Here is a 22,877-nt window from a genome sequence, read left to right on the forward strand (position 1 = left end):
GGTGGACGACTCCAGGGCGCCGCCGAGATGGCCCATACCGGCATCTTTCGCTCGAACGCATGTTACAGGGCGGCCCTGACCGGCCGATGACATGGATCATTCGGCCCGGTGGTCATGGCCCTGTGCGGCGGCTTCCCGGATCATCGCCACCACGGCGTCGGGCTGCGACAGCACCACGGCGTGTGAGCCGTCCAGCGCGTATTCGGTGGCCGCCATGCGTTGCGCCATGAACCGCTGAGCGGTGGGGTTGAGTATCCGGTCGGCGGTCGCGATGGCGTACCAGGACGGCTTGGAGGCCCATGCCGGCGGGCCCGACCTGCTGGTCAGCGCGGCGCAGGCGATCGGGCGTTGCGCGACGGACAGCACCTCCTTGACGCCGGTCGGCAGGTCGGCGGCGTACACCTGCGGGAACTGTTCCTTGCGGATGTAGATCTCGCAGTCCGGGTCGCCGGAAATCGGGGCGGGGAGGGCGGCGGTGAAGGTCGCGTCGGCCCCCGGCGCGGGGGCGAAGCGGTTCACGATGTCCAGGACGCACTCGCCCGCGTCGAGGCCGAACGCGGCGACGTAGCACAAGGCCACGACGTTGTCGGCGTCGGTGGCGGCGTGTGTGATGACCGCGCCACCGTAGTCGTGGCCGACCAGCACGACAGGGACATCGATCTCCCGCACCACGCTCCTGATGTAGGCGGCGTCCTGCGCCAGACCACGCAGCGGGTTCGCCGGGGCGCGCACGGTCAGCCCGGCGGTGTGAAGCCGGCTGATGACCCCCGCCCACGACGAGGCATCGGTGAACGCCCCATGCACAAGCACGATGGTCGGCGGTACGGGGAGGGATCTGCGCATGCCGGTGGCCTCCGACTGACTGTGGGGATACGCCAGCCAAGCGCGCTCAGGTGCGGCAGCGCATCGCGTGAACGTACCAACAGGTCCGCTCAGTCAGGTCCGCTCAGTCAGGTCCGCTCAGCTGTCGGGCAAGGTCATGACCAGGTTCGCGAGTTGAACCCGCGAGTTGATCGACAGCTTGTGGAAGACGGACGTCAAGTGGGTGTTGACCGTATGCGGGGAGACGACGAGCAGGTCGGCGGCCGACCGGTTGGTGTGACCCGCGGCGACAAGGCGTGCGACTTTCTTCTCCGAGGCCGTGAGGGCCCCCCATCCATGGACGGGGCGGACGGGGCGCTGCTTGGCCGCTGTCCCGGGGCTGCCCGCGCCTGCCCCCTCCAGAGCGTGCTGTACGCATGCCGCCGCGGCGTGGGCGCCCGACTCGGCGAACGTGCCACGGGCGTGCGTCAGCGCGGCCACTGCCTCACGTTTCCGGCCCGCCGCCAGGAGTGCCTGTCCGAGATCGGCGTACGCGGCGGCCCGGACCAGCGGGCGAGGGCTTGCCTTCAGCAGTTCCGCGGAGCGTTCGAGCATGGCGAGATCGTTTTTCACGAGCCCGAGGGCCTGCGCCGCGATGCCCGTGGCGGTCGGCACGGCGGCGTTGCGTCTCGCATGGGCTTCGGCCTGTGCGGCAAGGTCCTCGGCGAGTTCGTGGTCCGCGCCGCGCAGGGCCATGCGTATCGCGGAATCGACCCAGTCGCGCAAGAGCCGCCAGCGCATGAAGGCACCTTGCTGCTGCACTTGTCGGATCCTGTCGACGGCAAGCCCGATGTCCCCGTCGGCCTCGGCATGGACCGCTTCCAGGAAGCGCACCGCGGCCGTGTTGCCCGGGTTCGGTTTGGCCGCCAGCCGTTCCCGCGCTGCGACCAGGTGCTCCCGCGCCGCTTCCCGGTCGCCGCGCAGGAGGGCGATCCGGGAGCAGATCACGCGAGCGTTCACCTGCTGGGCGGGTATCTGCACCTCGTCTTCCAGGTGCTCCATGGTCATGAAGTCGGCCTCGGCATCGTCGAGCCGGCCGAGGCCCAGATCGTGCAGGCCCTGTGCCCACAGCATCATGGCCTGACGCATCGCCCCGGCATGGTCCGCCGCTTGCGAGAGCAGCCGTTCGCCGGCCTCGAAGTCGTCCATGTGCAGATGCGCGACGATCTCTTCGGGGAGGAAGGCGGAGTCGATGGCGCTCAGCGCGGCAAAGCGCCCCAGCGCGACCGCGTTCTCACCCGCGTTCTGCGCGATCTCGCCGAGCCCGGACAGGGCCAGGATGTGTGCCTCCCGATCACCGGCCGCGGTGGCGGCACGCAGCGCGGCCTCTCCGGCCTCACGGGCCGCGACGAGATCATGATCCCGGGACAAGGCCAGGGCGTGCAGGGCGGCCAGCCTCGCCCCGATCTCCGGGGCGGCGCCCCCCATGGCGAGGGCGGTTTCGGTCCGGCGGCGCAATTCGCCGGAGAGATCCATGTTCCACAGCGCCCCACCGAGGGCGGCCTGCAGCCGGCTGAACACCTCCAGCGGCGGCCGGCCGGCCAGCAGCCGGTCACCTGCCGACAGCGCCTCGCGGTTCCGGCCGGCCCGCGTCAGGGAGAGGATCGTCCGCTCACCCACGGTGAACCTCAGCGGCAGTGCTGGGGGCACCAGTTCCAGAGCGCGTGTCATCAGGTCGGCCGCGAGGCCCGGCGTGACCGACAGTACGTCGTCGGCCGCTCGCTGCAGCAGCGCTACGGCTTCCTCGTCTCCGAGCAGGGCTCCCCTGAGGATGTGCGGCACCGCGTCGATCGGCTGGTGGCCTGCGGAGACAAGGTGGCGGGCGGCCTCTCGGTGAAGGGCCTTCCGGGCCGACGGCGGGATGTCGACGTAGACCGCCTGGCGCAGCAGATCATGCCGGAAGGCCAGATGATCGCCGTCGTCGTCCAGGAGTCCGGCGCGCACGGCTTCCTCGAGCGCCTCGATCAATGTGGCGGCCGGCCGGCCGCAGAGCGCGGCGGCGTCGTGGAAACCGAAACTGCGTCCCAGCACCGCTCCCATCTGGAGGAAGCGCAGCGTGCCGGGGAGCAGGGACCTGAGCCTGCCCCGCACACCCACCACGAGCCCGGGGGGCACAAGCTCGCCGGAGGGCACGACCTCGTCCGATGCCCCGGCGGTCCGCAGGCCCGCAAGCATCTCGACCGCCAGAAACGGGTTACCGCCGGCCCCCTCGAGCAAGTCCCGTACCTGCTCGTCAACCGCTGCCCCGAGTGTGTCGCCGACCAGTTGATCGATGGCCGTGCCGGACAGCGGCCCCAAGGGCACGGTGACCGTCGGGAGGTTGCCGATCGCGGCCGCGACGACCTCTTCCGCTGGGCCCGCGGGCTCCCGTCGCGCGGTCAGCAGCCACAGCACCGGCGAGGTCCGCAGGCGTGCCGGAAGCTGCTTCAGGGCAAACCGGCTCAGCGGATCGGCCCACTGCACGTCGTCCAGACCGATCAGCACCGGCACGCTGCCCGCTCTGGCTTCGATCGCCTCCGCCAGGCGCTCCACCAGCCAGATGCGCTGATCCTGATTGCGGGCGAGATCGGCAAAGGCATCGCCGGACAGCAGCGGCTGATCGCCGTGCAGGACGCAGGCCGCCAACGACGAGAGCGGCACGATGTGATGAAGCTCATCGGCCTTGCCGACGCCGACTGAGAATCCCGCTGCCCTGGCCCCGGAGACGGCCTCGGCGAGCAGCGTGCTCTTGCCGATGCCCGGCTCCCCCTGGATCAGGGCCAACCCGCCGCTTCCGGTGCGGGCCACCGAGGCGATCAGTGCCTGAAGCTCTTCGAGCTCGACCTCTCGGCCGCGCAGACCCTTACGGCTCAGCGATCCGCCTGCCCTCGCCACTCACGTACCTTTCCTATCCGTACTCCCCAGCCGAGGCCGGGGCCGCTCGTGGGGTCCTGTGTAGGTGAGTGGATGGAGGAGCGATCGAATGCCTGGGACGGGTTCAGTAGCAGCATAACGGGTCACACCTCCCCCGCCGCCGGGCACCGATCGACCCCAAAATGACCCTATGTTCCCAACTGGACACTTAGTGCAACCAGCGGCAATGCCGGCGCCGCTCGGCCTTCACATACCCACCAACTCCTCCGTGATCTCTTTCAAACGCAGCGCGTCCGCCACATCGAACGCCTTGCCACGGGTATTCACCGACTTCTTCTTCCAATACGCGGCGAAAGGCCCGGTGGGCGGGCTGTCGAGCAGTTCGACCATGGGCTTGATCGCCTTGTCCACCGACGTCGCCGCCACAGCGAACGTGGCCTTGGTCATGACCTTCATGGGAAACGGCAACGAGCTCGGCATTCCCGTGGAGACCACACCCGGGTTGTACCCGATGTACGTCACGGAGCCTTTGTCGTAGGTCTCGGCGAAACCCACACCCAAGAGGTCGTTGGCCCGGAAGGACTGCAGCGTGGCCTTGTTGCCGTTGTATCCGCGCTCCAGCTGCAGGTCACCCCAGTGGATCTTGCCGAGACCCACACCAGGAGTGCCCACATTCATGATCACCGGCCGCTTGGTGCACTCCAGCGCGTCCCGCAGGCCGTAGCTCAGTACGAACCGGCTCAGATAGGAAAGCGCGAAGCTGTGCTCGAACCCCTCCGCCGTCACCGAACGCTTACCGAAGAGTTTGTAACGCTGAGCACACAGGACGAGTTTGTCCACGGCCGCGTACGAGTTCTCGATTTCTTCCACCAGACGCCTGGTGGCCGACATCGACGTCAGGTCGACCGCGAGGAAATGGGCCCGGTCCGCCGCCGAGATCTTGTGGGCCTCCTCGATTAATGCCTCCCCTTTCTGCCGAGTGCTCCCAATGGCCACGACCCTGGCACCCTCACTCAGATAGTGCAGGGCGATCCCACGTCCGATGCCATCCGTGCCACCGGTAATGACGACGGTCTGCATGCCTTGCCTCTCCCCTTTCAGACCACGGACTCGAGCCGGCCGCGATGTCGTGACAGACAGCGAGGGCAACCCAGACAGAAGATATGGCAGTCACTGACAAATATCAATGTCTGCCAGTAGGCATTTTGTGCCATGTTTTTCTGACACACTGGTCCCCAGATCGGTCGCGGTACGGATACCTCAACCGGCGTCGTCGCCACAGGGATCGCGGCGGCAGGTCAGCCCATCAGGTGATCACTAAGGAGTTGGCCACAGGTGAAGCTGGGAGCCGAGGCGGGCGAACCCGGACTGCGGGAACGGAAGAAGCAACTCACCCGCGACTCGCTGATCCGCTCCGCGATCAGCCTGTTCACGGAACAGGGTTACGAGAAGACGACGGTGGACGAGATCGTCACCGCCGTCAACGTGTCACCGCGCACGTTCTTTCGTTATTTCGCCGGCAAAGAGGACGTCGCCCTCGCCCCCGTGACCGAGATCGACGAGCGTGTCCTGGAACTGCTCGCCCAACGCCCCCCGAGCGAAGGCCCGCTGGATGCGCTGCGCGGATCGGTGCGGGAGACCTGGGCAGACGTCAAAGAGCAGACCGAGCGGATCAGCGGAGTCACCGCACTCGCCCGGATCCTGCGCATCATCGAGACCGCTCCGGGCCTGAGCGCCGCGCACGCACAGCGCACCATGGCGTTCGAGGAACGCCTCGGCCGGGAAATCGCCCGAAGGGAGGGCGTCGACTACGACACCGATCCCCGTCCCAAGCTGGTGGTGGCCGTCTTCACCGCGGTGACACGAGTGGCCAGTCGCTGCTGGGGCCTTGACGAGGATGCCGATCTCGACGCGGTCGCGCAGACGATCGAGGACCACTTCGACCTGCTCCTGCCGACACTCGAGGGCCGGTGGGTCCCACAGGTTCCGCACTGAGCGCATCTCCTCCGCCCCCGCCCCGTCTCCGGATCGGCAAGAGCACGCAGCACCAACACCGTCCGGCACGGAGCGCCCCGCCCCGATTCGGCCTGTAGTGCGTAGGCACCAGGACAGGTGAGTGGCTGGTCCGGGGGCACCAGGGGAAGACGGCGGCCAGGGACGATGTCCGGAAGTGGCGTTGGAGGGAAGGGTTGGAGGCGCGTGAATCCCGCGCGTTTCCCCTTGCCCAGCGGTGGCAGCGCACGGATCAAGCAGGTCCACGCGCTTGCTCGCAACCAACGATGAAAAGGACGTCCATGTCCGAAGCTGTGGTTTCCCCGGTCCGCATCGAGAGGCTGTCGATCGGTGCGCTCGGCATCCTGGCACTCGCTCTCGGCACCCTGCAGTCAGTGGTGGAGCCTGCACTCCCGCTGCTGCAGCGTGAGATGGGGGTCAGCCCCGCCGAAGGGGCCTTGATCGGCAACACGTTACTCGTCACCGGCGCGGTCGTCGCACCCGTCGCGGGCAAACTCGGCGACCGCTACGGCGGAAAGCGGGTGCTGGTCCGGCTGATGGCCGTGGTCTCGGCCGGTGGTCTGTTGGCCGCCCTGGCGCCGAACCTGCCGGTGTTGTTGCTCGGTCAGGTACTGCAGGGCGTCATGGTGGGTGCGCTGCCCCTCTCGTTCATCCTGGTGCGCAAACACCTCCCGACAGGAGAGTCACAGCTGGCTCTCGGGGTGGTCATGGCACTGTTCACGGGCGGCGGCATGGTCGGAACGCTGTTTGCCGGGCCGATCGCGGAAGGACTGTCCTGGCATTGGATGTTCGCGCTGCCGACGATCGCGATCATCGCGATGACGTTGGTCGTGGCTCGGCTGATGCCGCATGATCCGCCGGTCCAGTCGGACAACAGGATCGACTGGCCTGGCATGGTTCTGCTGAGCGGCACGTTGCTCACGTTCATGCTCGGGCTCGTGAAGGTGACGGGCGCCGGACTGCCGCCACTCGCGGTCGGTGCCATCGCGGTGGCCGTGGCCGCCCTCGCGACCGGATGGGTCGCCGTCGAGCGCCGGGCGGCCTCGCCGATGGTCGATCTGCGCATGCTGGCAAAGCCTGCGATGTGGCATTCGTGCGTGCTCACCCTCGTCATCACCACCAGTTTCGGGATGGTGGCCTTTCTGCTCCCGCAGTTGTTCGCGGTATCGGCCGACGGGTACGGCTTCGGAGCCGGCACCACCGACATCGGACTGTTCCTGCTGCCCGGCGCCATCGCCGGGGCGGTGAGCGATTCGGTCGGCGGGATCGCGGCGCGGCGTTTCGGTCTGCGTGCCGTGCTCATCATGGGCGCCGTCGTCACGGCGGGCACGATGATCGCCGTGGTGTCGCTGCACACCGCGGAGTGGCAGCTCGTCCTCGCGAAGGTGCTGGCCGCTATCGGCGCGGGCATCGCTACCACGGCGTTGCTCACCCGAACCGCCACCGCCGTCGAGACCAGGGACACCGGCATCGCCACCAGCCTGCTCGTGGTGACACGCGTGATCGGCGTCGCCGTGGGCTCCCAGGTCGCCGGCGCGTTCCTCGACGCCGGGGCCGACTCGATGACGGGCCAGCCGACCGAATCGGCCTTCGTCACAGGTTTCGCCGTCGCCGGCCTCGTCGCCGCATTGTCACTGCTCGTTGTCCGTATCACGAAGAAAGGAACCCAGGCATGACACCTACAGGTCTGTCGATGGATGTGAGTACTCCCGCGAAGCGCAGAGTTCTGATCTCCGGGGCCAGTATCTCCGGGCCCGCCCTTGCGTACTGGCTGCACCGGTCCGGATGCGCGGTCACCGTGGTGGAGAAGGCAGGAGCACTGCGCGCCGGTGGTTACCCGATCGATGTCCGCGGTACCGCGATAGAGGTGGTCCGTCGGATGGGGATACTGCCGCAACTGCGGGACGCGCACATCGACTCGCGTCGCTGCACTTTCCTCGACGCCGATGGCACTGAAGTGGCCTCGCTCAGCCCGCGCGCCGTTGCCGGCGGTGTCGAGGGACAGGACCTCGAGGTGCGTCGTGGGGATCTGGCCGCGAGCCTCTACGCGATAGTCCGCGACGACGTGGAGTTCCTGTTCAACGACTCCATCGACACCCTCGACCAGTCCGAACAAGGGGTCGACGTGACTTTCCGCAGTGGGCAACGGCGCACCTTCGACCTGGTGGTCGGCGCCGACGGGATGCACTCACATACCCGGGAGTCCCTGTTCGGCCCCGAAGAGCGGTTCCACCGCTACCTCGGCTACTGCTTCGCCATTTTCACCATGCCGAACACCTTCGGGCTCTCCCGCGAGCTCATGATGTGGAACACCCCGGGGAAAGCCGCTGCCCTCTACGCCGTCGGGGACAACGACGAACTGCACGCCTTCCTGAACTTTCACCAGCCAGAGCCGCCGTTCGATGCCCTCCGGAACCCCGACGCCCAGCGGGACCTGGTCGCCACGGTCTTCGCAGGCGCGGGTTGGGAGGTCCCCGGCATGGTCAACGCCATGCGCGACGCGGATGGTCTGTTCTTCGACACGGCCGGTCAGATCCGCATGCCGCACTGGTCCAGCGGCCGCGTCGCGCTCGTCGGCGACGCCGCGTACGCACCCTCGTTCCTCACCGGACAAGGCTCAAGCCTTGCGCTGGTCGGTGCCTACATGCTCGCCAACGCCCTGGCCACGCACCGGGACCACACTGCCGCCTTCGCCGCCTACGAACGCGACGTTCGCGAGTTCGTAGCCATGAATCAGGCACTGGTCGACAACGGTGCGGCCACCCTCTTCCCCACCACGGTGCGGGCCCTGGAGCAACGCAACACCATGCTGCGTGGCCTCGTCGCCATGCCCTCCGCGACACCACGACCCGCCCACTCAGCCCTTACGCTGCCCGAATTCGCCCCGACGCCGTGACCTGATACGGCACCGACCGCCTGTGGGACTACGCCAGGCGGTCGGTGCCGCCGTCGGGGGTGGCGTGGGCCAGGCCCGTCCGGTAGGCGATGACGACCAGTTGCGCCCGGTCGCGGGCCTCCAGCTTCGTCATGGCGCGCTGCACATGGGCGCGGACGGTGAAGGGGCTGAGGAACATCCGCTCGGCGATCTCCTGGTTGGACAGGCCGGTCGCGACCAGGGCCACCATCTCGCGTTCGCGCGGGGTGAGCACGGCGAGCTGTTCGGGGTGGCGCGACGGGGCGTCGTCCGGTGTGGCCAGGAAACGGGCGACCAAGGAGCGGGTCGCGGCGGGGGACAGAAGAGTGTCGCCGTCGGCGATCGTACGCACGGCGTCCAGCAGGTCCTCGGCCCCGATGCCCTTGCCGATGAAGCCGCCGGCCCCCGCGCGCAGCGCCTGAGCGACGTACTCGTCGGTCTCGTACGTGGTGAGGATCAGGATGCGGCTGGCACGCAGTTCCGGGTCCGCGCAGATTTCCGACGTGGCGGTGAGACCGTCCACCTCGGGCATCCGGATGTCCATGATCACCACGTCCGGGCGCAGCTCCCGGGTGAGTCTCACCGCCTCCCTACCATCGGCGGCCTCGCCGACCACGGTGATGTCGTCGGCACTGTCGAGAAGCATCCGGAAGGCACCGCGCAGCAGGGCCTGATCGTCGGCGAGCAGCACCCGGAGCGTCACGGCGCACCTCCGGCCGCTCCGTCGCCTGTTACTCCGCCGGCCATCTGCCCCTCGTTGGTTGTCGCTCCGTCAGTCTTCCGCGTCGTGTCCTTGGCGGGCGGGAGGGGCAGCTGGGTGGAGACGAGGAAGCCGCCCTCCGGGCGCCTGCCCGCGGAGAGGTGTCCCCCGACCGCGGTGGCACGTTCACGCATCCCGATCAGACCGTAACCAGGCGGACGGTCCGCCGCCGCGGACGCACTCGGACTCGTGGATGCGGTCGGCGCCGTACGGGTGCCCCCTCCGTCGTCGGCGACGGTGATGGTCACACGATCGCGGTTCCAGGCGAGGCGTACCCGGGCGCTACCGGTACCGGCGTGCTTGGTCACGTTGGTCAGGGCCTCCTGGACGATGCGGTAGGCGGTGAGGTCCACTCCCGGCGGCAGCGGCCTGGCCGTGCCCTCCTGGTGCACCGACACCTCCAGACCCGCGCGGCGGAAGGACTCGAGGAGCGTGGGAAGCCGGGCCAGCCCGGGCGCCGGTTCGCCGGTCGCGGCCGTGTCCCCGGACTGACGCAGCAGACCGACCGTGGCCCGCAGTTCGTCGAGCGCGTGGCCGGTGGTCTCGACGAGCTCCTTCAGGCTCTTGCGGGTCTGCTCCGGGCGGGCGTCGAAGAGGTGGGCGGCGACCGTGGCCTGCGCGTTGGCCAGGGTGATCTGATGGGCCACGAGGTCGTGCAACTCCCGGGCGATGCGTACCCGTTCCTCGGATACTCTCCGGCGCGCCTCGCTGTCCCGGCTCTGCTCGGCCCGCCGGGCCCGCTCCTCCACGGCCGCCAGGTAGGCCCGTCGGTTCTGCGCCGAGTGCCCGAGTACGCCGGCCACCAGCGGGAACGCCGCCACCGCTCCCACCCTGCTCGCGTCCTTCCACGAGAGGGCCCCGAACAAGGGGGCGGAGGCGACCAGCAGCGCCGCGGAGGTGAGCGACACCGCGCTCGCCGCGTGCCGTTCGGTGCGCGCGGTGAGCGAGTAGGCGGTGATCACGGCGGGGGCCACGATGAGCGGGCTCAGCAGGAGACCCAAGGACGGCACCAGCATGCCGCTCGCGGTGGTGACCGCCATGGCGGCCAGGGGCGCCCGGTGCCGCACCGGCAGCACGGCACAGGACACCACGGCGATGAAGTAGGCGGCGGCAGGCGGCGGTGACAGCGTCCTGCCGTCGTCCCGCAGCACACCGCCGAGCAGACAGAGCGCGAACGCCGTCGCCGTGACCGCTGCCTCCCGCCACCACGTGCCGCGCGGTCGCGGGCCACCGCCACCCGTGTTCGTCATGACCGGATCAGTGCCGGTGCCGGCCGACGGGGAGCCGCGGCACCGCCGCGTCCAACTCGGCCGCGGAGGCCGGGACATGCCTGCTCAGTTTCTCACCCTCGATATCCACATTCGGCAGCACACGGTTCAGGATAGGGGGCAGCCACCAGGCCCGGTGGCCGAGCAGTGCCAGGACCGCGGGGGCGATCGCCATCCGGACCACGAAGGCGTCGAAGGCGACGGCGGCGGCCAGGCCGACGCCCATCGTCTGGATGGTCGGGCTGCTCATCCCGATGAATCCGGCGAACACGCTGATCATGATGATCGCCGCCGCGGCCACCACTCGTCCGCTGTGCCGGAAACCGCTGACGATCGCCTCGCCGGGGGACGCGCCATGGACGTACGCCTCCCGCATCCGGGTGAGGAGGAAGACCTCGTAATCCATGGCGAGGCCGAACACTATTCCGATGATGAGAATCGGCATCAGCGACATGACCGGTCCGGTCTGTTCGATGCCGACCAGGTCTGCCGCCCAGCCCCACTGGAAGACGGCGACGAGGACGCCGAAGGCGGCACCCACCGACAGCAGGAAGCCGAGCGCGGCCTTGACCGGGACCAGGACCGAGCGGAAGACCACCATCAGCAGAAGCACCGCCAGGCCGATGACCACGGTCAGATAGGGGATGAGGGCGTCGGACATGGCTTCGGAAATGTCGATGTTCATCGCGGTGGTGCCGGTCACCAGGATGTCGGCGCCCGTGTCGGCCTCGACGCCGGAGACCGCGCCCCGGATCGCGTGCACCAGGTCCTTGGTCTCGCCGCTGTTCGGCGCGGTCCGCGGGACGGCGGTGAGGACGGCCGTGTCCTTGCCCCGGCTGAGAACCGGATCACCGACCGACGCGACCCCGTCCACTCCCCGTACGGTCTTGGCGACCAGGTCCGTGGTGGCCCTGGTGTCCCCGGACCCCGAAGACTCCGACGTGTCCACGACCACGGTCAAGGGGCCGTTGAAGCCGGGACCGAAGCCTTCTGACAGCAGGTCGTAGGCGCGGCGCTGGGTGGTCTCCACCGACTTGGACTCGTCTCCGGGCAGCCCGAGTTCGAGGCTGAGCGCCGGTACGGCGACGGCGCCGAGACCGAGTCCGGCGATCAGCAGCACGGCCGCCGGCCGGCGCAGCACGAACCGCGCCCAGCGGGTGCCGAGCCCGGGCCGGCCGGCCGCGGTGGGCGCCGGGTGCGGGCGCTCGCTTCCCGGGCGCTCATGTCCCCAGCGCTCGCTTCCCGGGCGCTCGCTTCCCGGCCGGGTGCCCTTGCGGACGGCGCGGGACAGTACCCGGCGGCCGAAGAAGCCGAACAGCGCGGGGACCAGGGTCAGTGCGACGAGTACGGCAAGGGCCACGGCGCCCGCGCCGCCCATGCCCATCTTGGTGAGTTCGGGGATTCCGACGACCCCCAGCCCGACCAGGGCGATGAAGACGGTCGCGCCGGCGAAGACGACGGCGGATCCGGCCGTGCCCACCGCCCGCCCGGCAGCCTCCTCCGGCTCGCTGCCCTGGGCGCGTTCATCGCGGAAGCGGGAGGTGATGAAGAGTGCGTAGTCGATGCCGACCGCCAGCCCCAGCATCAGCGCCAGGATGGCGACGGTGGACGTCAGGCCAAGCGGCACGGCCAGCGCGGAGACCAGGCCGAAGGCGATGGCCACGCCCACGAAGGCGGTCAGCAGCGACAATCCGGCCGCGACCAGCGACCCGAGGGCGAGGACCAGCACCACCGCCGCCACCGCCACGCCGATGATCTCCGTCGTACCGCCCGGTTCCTCTTCCGAGTCCAGGGCCGAGCCGCCGATCTCCACGGTCAGCCCCGCGTCCCGGGCCCGGTTCGCGGCGTCCTCGAGGGCGCTCTTCGTCGGCTCGGCCAGGTCGACGGCGTCCGCGGTGTAGGTGATCGTGGAGTAGGCGATGGTGCCGTCCTCGCTGACCGCGCCGGTCTCATAGGGGTCGGTGGTCGACGCGACCTGAGCGCCCCCGTCCACCGAGCGGAGCGTGTCCTCGACGGCCGCCTTGTTCTCCCTGGCCGTCACCCGCTGCCCGGCCGGGGCCCGGAACACCAAGCGGGCCTCGGCGCCTTGGGAGTTGCTCTGGGGGAAGCGCTCGTCCAGCAGGTCGAACGCCTTCTGCGACTCGGTGCCGGGCATGGAGAGGTCCTCGTCCTTCCCCTCCGGCGCCACGGCGGCGGCGACGACGGCCAGCACCAGAACACCCAGCCACACACCACCCACGAGCCGACGGCGCCGGAAGGCCCACCGTCCGATCCGGTAAAGAAATGTCGCCACCTGTTGATCACTCCAGACACCGCTAGGCAAGGGGGAAATGCGCGGGATTCACGCGCCTCCAACCCTTCCCTCCGACGCCCCTCCGGGCATCGTCCCTGGCCGCCGTCTTCCCCTGGTGCACCCGGACCAGCCACTCCCCTGTCCTGGTGCCTACGCACTACGGGCCGACTCGGGCCCGGGCGGGGCTTGACCGCAATGGAGCGGTCAGCGCACCGTCAGGCGCCGCAGGCGTGACTCCGGCGCATGCGCCGACCCGTCCACGTCGAGGCTGACGTAGCGGGCCGTCTCGGAAGCGGTCAGCCGGCGCACGGGGCCCCGGCCGGTGAGGGACCCGGCGTCCCGGTAGGTGATGCCGTCCGTGCTGAAGCCGACCTTCGCGTCCGACGCCGCGCCCGCCGTCCACTCGGCCTCCACCAGGCGGACCGGGCGGGCCGCGCCGAGGTCCACGACCATGCGGCCGCGCGTGCCCGGCTGCCACGCGGTGCCGGCGTCGCCGTCCACCGCCGCGGCGGGGTCGGACATGCCCTCCGGCAGCGGGCTGGTGGGGAAGACGGTCCTGCCGAGGGCCAGGTCGTCGTACGGGTGGGCGGCCGCCCCGGCCAGGACGACAGTGATCGTCCGGCCCGCTCTGACGACGGCGACCCTGCTGCGCCCCTGGGCCCTGACGCGCAGGGCGCAGGAGGCCCCGGACAGGCGCACGGTCGCGCCGTCGACGACCTGGACCCGCAGGCCCGACGGCAGGCGTCGGCTCGTGAGGGGGGTGAGCGTGAAGCGCGGGGCCAGCACGACCGCCGTGGCGGCGGGCAGCGCGGCCTCGAAGGACGTGCCGTCGGCGGTCAGCCTCTGCGTGCCCTCGAAGACCACCGTGTCCGTGCCGGTGCTCGGGATCGTGATCCGCGTCCTGACGGGCTCGCCGGAGAGGTTGAACAGGGTCAGGTGCCCGTCCGTCAGCGTCGTGCGCACCTCGGTGGCCTCCGCCGTGGGCGCGGTCCCCTGAGCGATCGCGCGCAGGTTCCCGGCCGACCCGGCGGGGAAGCCCTCGACGAGGAGAGGTGCCGCCGGGCCGTCGCCGAGGACGATCGTGTCGTCGTAGACGCCGATCGGGTTCCGGCCGTCACGTACCACGAGTCCGGCGCGTCCCTCGACGTCGAGCCAGCCGCCGCGGCTGCTCACCGCCGGCCTCGGCCCGGTCGCCAGGTCCCTCCAGTCCCGGCCGTCCGTGGAACCCTGGATGCGGTAGGCGCGGCCGGCCGCCGATTCCCAGCGCAGGGTGACCCGGTCGATCCGGCGCTCGGCGCCGAGGTCGACGGCCAGCCAGCTGTCGGCGCGCGGACGGTCGGCCCTCGACACCGCCCAGCGGGTGGCCGCGTCGCCGTCGACCGCGAGCGGCGCGCCCTTCCCGGCGTCGGCCGACGAGGCGGTGGCGGACCCGCCGCGTGCGAGGTCCGCGCCCTGGGCGCCGTCGCGCACTTCGAAGGCGTACAGGGAGTACCCGTAGGCCGGGTCGGGCCGTACGCCGAGCATACGGACGTGGCGCACCGTCGTGGGTGTGAAGCCGAGGTCGTCGACCCGTCCGGCGGGTGTGCCGGTGGAGGTGTCGCGGGCGCGGACGGTCGCCTCGCCCTCCTCGAAGCGGTAGGTGCGCGCGCCGTCGAGCCCCGGCATGCCGGGCATCGTCAAGTTGTGCACGTCGAGGTGGCCCTCCGCGTCGGCGGTGCCGCTGCTCGCGTAGACGACGGCGCCCGTCGGGAGCGTCGCGAACCCGGCCCAGCCGCCGTCGAGGCGCAGGAGCGTCGCGCTGCCGTCGAAGCCGTCGCGCAGGGACTCGTACACGCGCACGGTACGGCCCTGGACCTTCGCGGCGGTGGCGGGCAGGAACATCGGGGTCGCGCCGCTGAGCCGGAACAGCCAGTCGTCGTGGCCCGGCTGCCAGGCGAACTTCACGAACCCGGGCTTCGTCACGGCACCGGCCCACGCGGCCCGCGACTGGTGCGACACCAGTCCGGGGCCGGTCCCGAAGTCCCTGACACCGGAGGCCCGCGCGAACAGTTCCTCGCGCGACAGCGCCTCGACGGGCCGCCCGGACGCCGCCGCCCACACGTGCAGCAGGTAGCTGATCGCGATCTCGGCGCGGGCCTCCGGCTCGTACTTCGGCTCCCCCGAGAACTTCGCCATCCGGTGCTCGGGCGGGTACTGCTGGTACGCCTCCAGCCGCGCCGCCAGCTCCCGCTCCGCGCGTGCCGCGGCCCGGTCGCGCATCACCTGGGAGAGGAAGGCGAGCGGGATCACGTCCCTGCCGTAGAGGTGTTCGCGGTCGTTGACCATCGGCATCAGCGGTTCGCCCGCGTCGCTCATGACGCCCAGCAGCGTGCGCCACAGCGGCTGGGCGTTCGGCTGCCGCGCGAGGACCTGCGGGAGAGGGCGTCCGGCGGCCAGGAAGTGCGCGGCGTTGCGGCCGGAGGTGCGCCACAGCTCCTCTTGGTAGTGCGGGCCGAAGGAGCCGTGGTTCTCGACGATGAAGGTGTCGTACAGGTTGCGGGCGGTGTTCTCGGAGACGGCGACGCCGTCCACGCGGGCGGGGTTGGCGAGGTCGGCGGGCGGCAGCCCCGCCTCGTTGCGCGACCAGATGCCGTACCACATGGCCCAGTCGGCGGCGCGGCGGTCGTCGTGGGCCCACGCGAGCGCCGGTGCGAGGGTCTGCGCGTACAGGCCCATCTCTTCCAGCTTGGTGTCGCCGACGTGTCCGCCGCTCAGGCCGTTCGGTGTCCAGTCGCCCGAGGCGGGGTCGTCGCCGCTGCCCAACGACACGGTGTAGGCGGCCTGTTCGCGGACGATGGTCTCGACGTTCTGCTGCGTCGCGGTGTCGAGGTCGTTCCACAGCAGCCGGGCGGCGAGGACGAAGTACGACTGGAAGGTGGTGTCGAAGAAGAGTGTGCGGCCCCACTCGTCGCCGCCGGTGAGCCGGTTCGACGCGGCGAAATGACGGATGGTGGCGAGCGTGCGCCGCGTGAGGGTCTCCCGGTCGGTGCCCGCGCGCGCCGCGTCGTAGCTGCCGTGGGTGAGCAGGACCGCGTTGCCGAGGACCACGGCGAACCCGAAGTCCTTGGCCCGGTAGTGGCCCTGGGCCTCGTCCCACTGCGTCTCGGACCACCGGGTGTGGTCCAGGAGCACCCGCAGGTAGGTGGCCGCGACGGCGTCGGGCGGTGTGTCCGTACGGCCGTGCGCCGCGTGGGCGCTCGCGGCTCCGGTGAGCGGGGGCAGGGCGGCCAGCGCGCCCGTGAGACCGGTGAGGCGCAGAAAGCGGCGGCGGTCGAGGGGCAGGGACTGGTGCGACACGGAACGACACCTCAAAGGCTGGACAACGTTGTCAGAGCAGCGGTGCCGCACATTCTTCGACGGTTCCGGTCCGCGCGTCAACGGGTGTGACGTCAGCCCTCGTCGACCGGTGGGGGCAGGGCCGCCCACCGGCCGTGCCGGGGGTCGTGCGCAATGGCGTCAGACGGCGACGAGTTCCAGGCCGAAGTGCCCTGGCCCGCGAACTCAAGGTCTCCAACACCCGCCCGATACGCACGCTCGCGTCAGGATTTGTCCCTGGGGCGCAGCACCGGGCGAGCGCGTCGGCCATTGTCCAGGTGAGGCGCCAGTTCGGCGACTGTGGGGGCCTCGAAGACGGTCTGCAGGTCAAGGCTGGTCCCAAACCGCGCGCGGACGCGGTTGACCAGGAGCATGGCGAGCAGTGAGTGCCCGCCCAGCTCGAAGAAACCGTCGTCCCGGCTGACAGCGGGTACCCCCAGGATGTCGGCGAAGAGCTTGCACAGGGCTTCTTCCCGGGCGTTGCGGGGGTGTTGGGAGGTCGAGGCGGCCGCGTGGCCGGGGGCGGGCAGCGCGGCACGGTCCAGCTTGGTGTTGATGGTCAGCGGCAGTGCCTCCAGCTGCACAAAGGCCGACGGCACCATGTACGTTGGCAGGCGCTCGGCGAGCCGGTCGGCGAGCGCGGACGTGTCCAGTGCGGCGCCGGTGTCCGATGTCACGTAGGCGACGAGTCGTTTGTCGCCGGGCCGGTCCTCGCGCAGTGTCACCGCGGCACGCCGTACCCCGGGCAGGGCCGTCAGGGTGGCTTCGATCTCTCCCGGCTCGATCCGGAAGCCGCGGAGCTTGACCTGGTCGTCGGTACGGCCCAGGTAGAGCAGGTTGCCGTCGGCCGTCCAGCGGACCATGTCGCCGGTCCGGTACATCCGTTCCCCGGCCGCGCCGAACGGGCACGCGACGAAGCGGCTGGCCGTGAGTCCCGCCCGTCCGGCGTATCCCCGGGTCACGCCCGCGCCCGCGAGATACAGCTCGCCGTCCACTCCGGGCGGCACCGGCCGCAGAGCGTCGTCCAGGACGTATGCCTGAGTGCCGGCGATGGGTCCGCCGATGGTGACGGAGCGGCCCGGGGCCAGGAATGCGCCGGTGGATCCCACGGTGACCTCGGTCGGCCCGTAGAGATTGAACAACGGGTTGTCGACGGACCAGAGGTCAGCCACCATCTGCGGGACCGCCTCGGACCCGGTGACGATCGTCGTTCCGGCCGGCACGGCGGCCGAGGGCAGCGCGGACAGCAGCGTCGGCGAGATCCACACGTGCGTCGCGCCGTGGGCGGGCGTACTGCCGTGCTCGGCCTCGACGAGTGCCTCGGGCCGGATGAACCGGAGCCTCGCGCCGGTGAGCAGGGCCATGCCGATCTCCCACACGGACGCGTCGAAGCCGATCGAGGCCAACTGCAGCACCACGCTCTGCGGGCCGACTCCCAAGGCGGATGTGTGGGTGCTGATCAGCCGGGCGATCCCGGTGTGGGGGACCGCGACGCCCTTGGGCACCCCCGTGGAGCCGGATGTGTAGATCACATATGCCGTGGAGGCGATATGCAGCGGACCGAGCCGGTCGTCGTCGCTCACCTCCGTGGCGGGGAAGCCCGCCAGGTCGAGGCCGTCCACCACGATGACCTCGATGTCCGCACCGCCGAGCCGCGCGGGGTCGTCCACCAGCGCCATCGTGGCCGCGGTGTCCGCCAGCATGAAGGCCATGCGCGCCGGGGGATACGCCGGGTCGATCGGCAGGTACACCCCGCCCGCGGTGAGCACCGCCAGCATGGCCACCAGGAGGCCGGGGCCGCGCTCCGCAGACACGGCGACGGGGACCTCGGGACCCACTCCGCGCCCGATCAGATAGCGTGCCAGCCGGTTGACGCATCGGCTCAACTCGGCGTACGTGACTCCCCCGTCGCCGTCCTCGACGGCGATGGCGCCCGGTCGCTGCCGCACCTGCTTCTGGAACAGGTCGGGGATGGTCGCCGGCTCGACCTCGGTGCCACGGCCCCACTCGGCGAGGATCCGCTTCCTCTCGTCGGGGAGGAGCACCTGGTAGGTGCTGAGCCGGGCGTCGGGGGCGGCCGTTGCCTGCTCGAGCAGCTGGATCAGCCGCCGGGCCAGGCTGAGCGCGGTCGCGGGGGCGTAGAGGTCCGTCGCGTATCCGACGCTCAGCCTGAGCCCGGAGCCGCGGCGCTCGCTGAACTCGAATTCGAGGTCGAACTTCGCGACGTCCAGGGGCGCCGGGCCGGGCTCGCAGCGAAGGCCGGGCAGCTCGAGGGCGGCGCTGGTGGCGTCGGTCCAGACAAGTGCCGTCTGGAAGAGGGGATTGCGTGACGGGGAGCGAGTCGGCTGGAGCTCTTCCACGAGGCGGTCGAAGGGAAACTGCTGGTGTTCGAAGGCGGCCAGATCGGTCGCGCGGACCCGGGCGAGCAGATCGGAGAAGGCGGGGTCGCCGCTGGTGTCGGTGCGCAGGACCACGGTGTTGAGGAAATAGCCGACGAGGTCGTGCAGGGTGTGGTCGGGGCGTGCCGCGACGACGGCGCCCAGCGGGATATCGGTGCCGGCGCCCAGCTGGGTGAAGAGGGCGGCCAGGGCGGCCTGGGCCACCATGAAGGGGGTGACCCCGTGGGTCCTGGCCAGCTGTCGCAGCCGCTGGTCCAGTGCCTGGTCGATCGGCAGTTCGACCTGGCCGCCGCGGCGGGAAACGCGGGCCGGGCGGGGCCGGTCGGCGGGCAGCGTCAGCTCCTCGGGCAGGCCGGTCAGGGCCGTACGCCAGTAGTCGAGCTGGTGGCTCTGCGGACCGTCCGGATCGCCGGCGTCCCCCAGCGCGTCCTCGTACCAGAGCGCGTAGTCCGCGTACTGGACGGGCAGCGGCTCCCAGTCGGGGGCCTCACCCCGGGTGCGGGCCGCGTAGGCACGGGCCAGATCGGCGGTCAGCGGCCGCATGGACCAGGCGTCGATGGCGATGTGGTGAACGGTCAGGACGAGGGTGGAGTCCTGTGGGCCGGTGGTGATGAGTTCGGCGTGCAGGGGAAGATCGGTGGACAGGTCGATGGCGTGGGCACAGGCTCGGGCGATGGCATCCTCCGCCTGCTCGGCCGTGGTGTCGGTGAACCGCGGCCGCGGCCGGGCCCGGTCGGCGGGAACGACGATCTGAACGGGCACCCCCTCGCGTTCGGCATAGAGCGTACGCAGGGCCTCGTGCCGTGCCGTGAGGTCGGCCAGTGCCGCGGTCAGTGCGTCGCGGTCCGCCGTCCCCCGGATCCGGGTGACCATCGGGACATTGTGCGTCGCATCGGGGCCGTGCAGCTGATGGAGGAACCACAGGCCACGCTGGACGGGGGCCAACGGCAGCACCTCGGGGCGCGGCACGACCGCCACCACCCCCGGTGGTGTCCGGTCGGCCGACTCCTCGGCGAGGCGCGGGGCCAGTTGGGCGACGGTCGGCGCTTCGAACAGGGTGCGCACCTTCAGCCGGACGCCGAACCGGACACGGATGCGGTTGATCAGTCGGATGGCGAGCAGAGAATGACCGCCCAGGTCGAAGAAGCTGTCGTCGGGGCCGACCCGGGTCATGCCCAGAACCTCGGCGAACATCGCGCCCAGCGCCCGTTCGGGCTCGCCCAGGGCCGCTGCCCCATCGGGGCCCGGGGCATGCGCCGGGGACGTCGGAAGGGCCTTGCGGTCCAGCTTGCCGTTCGGCGTGAGCGGCAGGGCGTCGAGGGCGATGACGGCGGACGGGACCATGTACTCGGGAAGCGCCGACCGGACGTGATCGCGGAGCTCGGTGGCGTTCGGCACCCGGCCCGGCGCGGGCACCACATACGCCAGCAGCCGCTGTTCATGGGCCACCACGACGGCGCGGGCCACCGACTCGTGCGCGCCCAGCGCCGCCTCGATCTCCCCGGGCTCGATCCGGAAGCCGTGCACCTTGACCTGGTCGTCCACCCGGCCCAGGAACTCCAGCACGCCGTCGCGGGTCCGTCGGCCCAGGTCACCGGTGCGGTACATGCGGGCGCCCGAGCCGTCGCCGTACGGGTCGGCCACGAACCGCCCCGCGGTCAGCCCGGGGCGGGACAGATAGCCATGGGCCAGTTGTGCACCCGCGAGGTAGAGCTCCCCCACGGCACCCGGAGGCACCGGCCGCAGGGCCGTGTCCAGGACGTAGACCCGGGTGTTCCAGACCGGACGGCCGATGGGAACCGGTTCCGCACCGGGGATGGCCTGGGCGGCCGTCACATCCACCGATGCCTCGGTCGGGCCGTAGAGGTTGTGCAGCTCGGCGGTCGGCAGGACCTGGTGGAAGCGTCCGGCGAGCGACGCCGGCAGGGCCTCGCCGCTGCAGATGACGCGCCGCAGAGTGGTGCACCCGGCCGCTGACGGCTCTGCCTCGAGCGCGTCCAGAAACGCTTCGAGCATCGACGGCACGAAGTGCGCCGTGGTGATCCCCTCGGACTCGATGAGCTCGGAGAGATAGGCCGGGTCGCGGTGGCCGTCGGGCTCGGCCACGACCAGCGTGGCCCCGGTGATCAGCGGCAGGAAGAACTCCCACACCGACACGTCGAAGCTCGCGGACGTCTTCTGCAGCACCCGGTCGGCGGCGCTCAGCCCGTACTCGTCCCGCATCCACAGCAGTCGGTTGACGATGCCCGCGTGCGGCACGACCACACCCTTGGGCCGGCCGGTGGAGCCCGATGTGTAGATCACGTACGCCGGCAGGCTCGGGGCGTACGCCTTCGGCAACTCACCGGGCGGGCCGTCCGGCGCCGCCCCGTCCAGGACGAGGACCGGACGGGCGTCGTCCAGCATGAAGGCGGTCCGCTCGGCCGGATACTGGGTGTCCAGCGGCAGATAGGCCGCCCCGGTACGGTGCACCGCGAGCAGCGCCGCCACCAGCTCCACCGAGCGCGGCAGCGCGACCGCCACCGTCTCCCCCGGCCCCGCGCCTTTTCCGGCGAGGACCCGCGCCAGCCGCTCCACCCGTGCGTCCAGGTCCGCGTACGTCAGCCGCTCACCCCGGAAGACCAGCGCGGTCGCGTCGGGTGTCCGCGCCACCTGCGCCCGGAACAGCTCCGGCAGGGTCGTGGACGGCACCTCGTGGGCGGTGTCGTTCCACCCGTCCACGGCCCACGCTCGCTCGTCCGCGACCAGCACGTCCAGTCGGCCCACGGGCTGTTCCGGAACCGCAGCCACTTGCTCCAGCAGGCGGACCAGTCGCTGTGCGAGCGATTCGGCCATGTGCGGGGCGAATAGATCGCGACGGTAGGCGATCCGGCCGTGGAGGCGGCCGTCGGGCCCCTGTTCGGCGAGGTCGAAGGCGAGGTCGAACCGGAGGTCGTACGCGTCCCGGAGGTCGTACGCGTCCGCCGCGAGTGGGCCCACCATCACCTGGCAGAGCGGATGCTGTGCTGGATCGAACGGCAGGTCCTGGTGCTCGTGGGCCGTCAGGAGCGTGGCATGGACCTGGGTGAGAAGGTCGTCGAAGCCGATGTCCCCGGAGAGGTCGATGCGCAGTACCAGGGTGTTCGCGAAGCGGCCGACCAGGTCGCGCGACTCTCCGTGGGGTCGGCCGGAGACCGGTATGCAGAACGGGATGTCGTCGCCCGCGCCGACCCGGTGCAGCAGGGCGGCGACGGCTGCCTGCGCCACCGTCGGCATGCTGATGCCTCGGCTGAGGGCCCATTCGCCCAGCGCCCGCGCCGCTTCCGCACCGACCGTGAAGTCCACGGTGGCGGCCTGTCGGCCGGGCACCAGCCCCCGAGGCCGGTCGACGGGCAGCCTCAGCTCCTCGGGCAGGCCGGCCAACTGATCAGCCCAGTAGTCGCGTTGCCGATCTCCCAGCCGCTCGAGTCGGCCCGCTGTCGCGGTCACGTGATCGGCGTAACGGGGCGCAGGGCCCCACTGTGGCGCCCTGCCACCCGCGCGCGCCGTGTAGGCAGTGTCGAAATCCCTGAGTAGCGGGCGTACGGACCAGGCGTCGATGGCGATGTGGTGGACGGTCAGGACGAGGGTGGCGTCCTGTGGGCCGGTGGTGATGAGTTCGGCGTGCAGGGGAAGATCGGTGGACAGGTCGATGGCGTGGGCACAGGCTCGGGCGATGGCATCCTCCGCCTGCTCGGCCGTGGTGTCGGTGAACCGCGGCCGCAGCCGGGCCCGGTCGGCGGGAACGACGATCTGAACCGGCACCCCCTCGCGTTCGGCATAGAGCGTACGCAGCGCCTCGTGCCGCGCCGTGAGGTCCGTCAGCGCGGCGGTGAGCGCCTCCCGGTCCACCACGCCCGGGATCCGGGTCACCATCGGGACATTGTGCGACCCATCGGGGCCGTTCAGCTGATACAGGGACCACGGGCCACGCTGCGCCGGGGCCAGCGGCAGCACCTCAGGGCGAGGTGCCGTTGACGCCGCAGGACCATGTGAGGACTTCTTTTCGGGCATTACCATCGACCTGCCAATCTTCGCTCACACTATGGCGTCAACTACTGGGGTCCGCAGCTTAATTGTGCTCTGTGGCACGTCGGCCGAGGATGCCGTCTGTGACGTTTACGGAATCGCGGGGCACTCGAAA

The 22,877-nt window shown here is 70.7% G+C and carries 11 protein-coding genes; 3 read left to right on the forward strand and 8 right to left on the reverse strand.

The window, feature by feature from the left end; translation table 11 throughout:
- Positions 1–96: 96 nt before the first annotated feature.
- The 3 genes from ACFV2X_RS20070 to ACFV2X_RS20080 form a co-directional block, all read right to left on the reverse strand.
- Positions 97–843 carry an alpha/beta fold hydrolase gene (locus ACFV2X_RS20070; protein ID WP_385618051.1) on the reverse strand — a complete coding sequence of 249 codons (747 nt, stop codon included), beginning with the start codon at positions 841–843 and terminating at the stop codon, positions 97–99.
- 117 nt (positions 844–960) lie between these two features.
- Positions 961–3,735, reverse strand: coding sequence for an AAA family ATPase (locus ACFV2X_RS20075; protein WP_385618053.1), 2,775 nt, complete (start codon positions 3,733–3,735; stop codon positions 961–963).
- A gap of 225 nt (positions 3,736–3,960) precedes the next feature.
- Complete coding sequence (locus ACFV2X_RS20080; RefSeq protein ID WP_385618055.1) at positions 3,961–4,794, reverse strand: SDR family NAD(P)-dependent oxidoreductase; 834 nt, start codon at positions 4,792–4,794, stop codon at positions 3,961–3,963.
- Between the two features lie 255 nt (positions 4,795–5,049).
- Between ACFV2X_RS20080 and ACFV2X_RS20085 the strand changes: the two genes are divergently transcribed.
- The 3 genes from ACFV2X_RS20085 (at position 5,050) to ACFV2X_RS20095 (ending at position 8,623) form a co-directional block, all read left to right on the forward strand.
- A complete protein-coding gene (locus ACFV2X_RS20085) occupies positions 5,050–5,709 on the forward strand; it encodes a TetR family transcriptional regulator (RefSeq protein WP_385618058.1) in 660 nt (219 codons plus the stop codon).
- Positions 5,710–6,008: 299 nt separating this feature from the next.
- The gene (locus ACFV2X_RS20090) at positions 6,009–7,403 is read left to right on the forward strand and encodes an MFS transporter (RefSeq protein WP_385618060.1); all 1,395 of its coding nucleotides are present in this window, start codon (positions 6,009–6,011) and stop codon (positions 7,401–7,403) included.
- Positions 7,400–8,623: an FAD-dependent monooxygenase gene (locus tag ACFV2X_RS20095; protein WP_385618063.1), complete on the forward strand. Its 1,224-nt coding sequence runs from the start codon at positions 7,400–7,402 to the stop codon at positions 8,621–8,623. The genes ACFV2X_RS20090 and ACFV2X_RS20095 overlap by 4 nt, the downstream gene beginning before the upstream one ends.
- 28 nt (positions 8,624–8,651) lie before the next feature.
- On the opposite strand, the gene ACFV2X_RS20100 is transcribed toward ACFV2X_RS20095, so the two are convergent.
- The 5 genes from ACFV2X_RS20100 to ACFV2X_RS20120 all read right to left on the reverse strand — a co-directional run bounded on the left by ACFV2X_RS20100 (position 8,652) and on the right by ACFV2X_RS20120 (position 22,753).
- On the reverse strand, positions 8,652–9,344 hold the full coding sequence (locus ACFV2X_RS20100; protein WP_385618065.1) for a response regulator: 693 nt from the start codon (positions 9,342–9,344) through the stop codon (positions 8,652–8,654).
- Entirely contained in the window at positions 9,341–10,651 is a 1,311-nt protein-coding gene (locus tag ACFV2X_RS20105; RefSeq protein WP_385618067.1) for a sensor histidine kinase, read from the reverse strand. The genes ACFV2X_RS20100 and ACFV2X_RS20105 overlap by 4 nt, the downstream gene beginning before the upstream one ends.
- Positions 10,652–10,658: 7 nt before the next feature.
- Positions 10,659–12,962: an MMPL family transporter gene (locus tag ACFV2X_RS20110; RefSeq protein WP_385618070.1), complete on the reverse strand. Its 2,304-nt coding sequence runs from the start codon at positions 12,960–12,962 to the stop codon at positions 10,659–10,661.
- 204 nt (positions 12,963–13,166) lie between these two features.
- Complete coding sequence (locus ACFV2X_RS20115) at positions 13,167–16,298, reverse strand: discoidin domain-containing protein (protein WP_385618072.1); 3,132 nt, start codon at positions 16,296–16,298, stop codon at positions 13,167–13,169.
- A gap of 242 nt (positions 16,299–16,540) precedes the next feature.
- Positions 16,541–22,753: an amino acid adenylation domain-containing protein gene (locus ACFV2X_RS20120; RefSeq protein WP_385618074.1), complete on the reverse strand. Its 6,213-nt coding sequence runs from the start codon at positions 22,751–22,753 to the stop codon at positions 16,541–16,543.
- Positions 22,754–22,877: the final 124 nt, after the last annotated feature.

Source organism: Streptomyces sp. NPDC059679, from assembly GCF_042734105.1.
Lineage (GTDB): Bacteria > Actinomycetota > Actinomycetes > Streptomycetales > Streptomycetaceae > Streptomyces.

Excerpts from the sequence above, each read along its gene's own strand:
- ACFV2X_RS20105 (WP_385618067.1), bottom strand. The coding sequence starts at position 10,651 with ATGACGAACACGGGTGGCGGTGGCCCGCGACCGCGCGGCACGTGGTGG.
- ACFV2X_RS20095 (WP_385618063.1), top strand. The coding sequence starts at position 7,400 with ATGACACCTACAGGTCTGTCGATGGATGTGAGTACTCCCGCGAAGCGC.
- ACFV2X_RS20120 (WP_385618074.1), bottom strand. The coding sequence starts at position 22,753 with ATGGTAATGCCCGAAAAGAAGTCCTCACATGGTCCTGCGGCGTCAACG.
- ACFV2X_RS20070 (WP_385618051.1), bottom strand. The coding sequence starts at position 843 with ATGCGCAGATCCCTCCCCGTACCGCCGACCATCGTGCTTGTGCATGGG.
- ACFV2X_RS20080 (WP_385618055.1), bottom strand. The coding sequence starts at position 4,794 with ATGCAGACCGTCGTCATTACCGGTGGCACGGATGGCATCGGACGTGGG.
- ACFV2X_RS20090 (WP_385618060.1), top strand. The coding sequence starts at position 6,009 with ATGTCCGAAGCTGTGGTTTCCCCGGTCCGCATCGAGAGGCTGTCGATC.